The 1,928-nt window shown below is 60.3% G+C and carries 2 protein-coding genes; one reads left to right on the forward strand and one right to left on the reverse strand.

Annotated features, from left to right (window positions below; all coding sequences use genetic code 11):
• Positions 1-58: 58 nt before the first annotated feature.
• Positions 59-775 carry a TetR/AcrR family transcriptional regulator gene (locus EN932_RS35050; protein ID WP_024505353.1) on the reverse strand — a complete coding sequence of 239 codons (717 nt, stop codon included), beginning with the start codon at positions 773-775 and terminating at the stop codon, positions 59-61.
• Positions 776-1,171: 396 nt separating this feature from the next.
• On the opposite strand from EN932_RS35050, the gene EN932_RS35055 reads away from it, so the two are divergent.
• On the forward strand, positions 1,172-1,846 hold the full coding sequence (locus EN932_RS35055) for an isoprenylcysteine carboxylmethyltransferase family protein (protein ID WP_127370068.1): 675 nt from the start codon (positions 1,172-1,174) through the stop codon (positions 1,844-1,846).
• Positions 1,847-1,928 lie beyond the last annotated feature (82 nt).

A 1,928-nucleotide genomic window follows, 5' to 3' on the forward strand; every position in this document is an offset into this window, starting at 1 on the left:
GGTGTTTTCGATGCGCCGGCCACGCTGGGACAAGGACTAGATACCAAGGCTCGGCCAGTTACCGCGCCTTGCCGGCACTCGTTCGCCGCCTGGCGGTCATGACGGTGCGCACATAGCCGGGCTCGCCGATCCGAATGCTTCCATCGGGCAGGCCCAGTATGCGGTCGAGGGCGATTTCGTAGAGCCTGACGCGTTTCTCCAGGACTTCGATCGCGGCCTCCATGTCGGCGTCGCTGCCGCCGGCAATGGCCTTGGCCACGACATCACGCGTGGCCATGCCGAATTGCATGACGATGTCGGCGACACCTTCCGGATCGAAGGTCCTGAAAGTGCCGTCTTCGATTCCTTGCCTGATGACCTTGACCAGCAGCGGTGAAAACGACGCGCTGGCGGCCAGATTGATACGGTGGAAAAGCACCAGATTCTCAGGCCGGAACATCGTCTCGAAAAGAGCCCAAGCTTCCGGCGCGGTTTCGATCTTGGCCCGCCGCGACTGGCTGAGCAGGCCATTCAGGCGGCCAAGCGGGTCGAGGCCGGGATCGTGGAGTATGTCCTGGACCCCAGCCAGTGCCTGTCTTGCAAAGCGATCGGCCAATGCCTCCAGGAGAGCCTCCTTGGAGGGGAAGTAATGATAGAAAGCACCCTTCGAGATGCCGGCGGACGCAATCACGTCATTGAGGCTCGCTTTGTCATAGCCCTGGGTCAGGAACAGGGCCTGGGCATGGTCCAGAAGTTCTTCTCGCCTGAGTTCTGGATGCTTGATGACACGGGGCATGACGAACTTTCTGCACGTGATGGCTGCTCCCGTCCAGTCCCGACGTCGGCAGCCAGGGCAACGAATTTCGGGTTAACGGGTCCCTTCGGAGCCTCCGCTTGCGCGTTGGCTGACGGAGCATCAAACGAAAAACCCGCCTGTGCGGCGGGCCACTGGCGCAAATCAGCACCATGGGCAAAAATGTACCATAGCTGAGATCACCGAGTCAAGAAAAAATTCCTATCACGGAGGCTGCCCGGCAAAAGCGGCCAACACAACCGACTGCTGCAAGCCTTTTGTTAAGCGGGAGTTCGGAGCCTCGGGTCGAAGGTTCGCTTGAACTATAGACCAGTGGTCTGTATGGTAGACCAATGGTCTAAAATACCAATCATCAGCGGATATCAAGGCAGGTCGATCATGATCGCGAAATTGGTTCTTCAGACATTCGTCTGGTTCGGCGTCATGGGCGCCTTGCTCTTCCTGTCGGCCGGCACGCTGCATTGGCCGGGGGCCTGGGTCTATCTGGTGGGGATGGTGGGCCTCAGTCTCACCTTGGGCGTGGCGCTGGCGAGGCGCGATCCCGGTCTGATGAATGAGCGGCTGAGCTCTCCCATCCAGAAGAATCAGGCCGCGGCCGACAAGGTGCTGCTGTCCATACTTCTGCTCGCCATCTTTGGTTCTCAGATATTCATGGGATTCGACGTTCGTTTCGGCTGGTCGGCGGTTCCCGTCTGGGTGCAGGTGGTCGGCGCACTGGTCCTGCTGCTCGGAATCTGGATCTGCTATCTGACGATGCTGGAGAACAGTTTTGCGGCGCCCGTGGTCAAGATCCAGGACGAACGCGGACAACGTGTGATCTCCACCGGGCCTTACAGCTACGTCCGCCATCCGATGTATGCCGGCGCCATCCTCTTCTTCGCCGGCACGGCACTTCTGCTTGGTTCCTGGTGGGGGCTGGCGTCGGTGCTCGTGCTCGTCGTTCTCTTGGCCATCCGCACCTTCATCGAAGAGAAAACGCTTCGCGCCGGTCTGCGCGGCTATGACGACTATGTGGCCCAGGTCCGTTACCGCCTGATTCCATTGGTTTGGTAGCAGGCGCTCAGGCGGAAACACCTGCCGCCTTTGCCCGCGCCAGAAGCCGCTCGGCCAGCCGCAGGTGCGGGCGGTCGAACAT

Origin of the sequence: Mesorhizobium sp. M7A.F.Ca.US.002.01.1.1 (assembly GCF_004022955.1) — a bacterium.
GTDB lineage: Bacteria > Pseudomonadota > Alphaproteobacteria > Rhizobiales > Rhizobiaceae > Mesorhizobium > Mesorhizobium ciceri.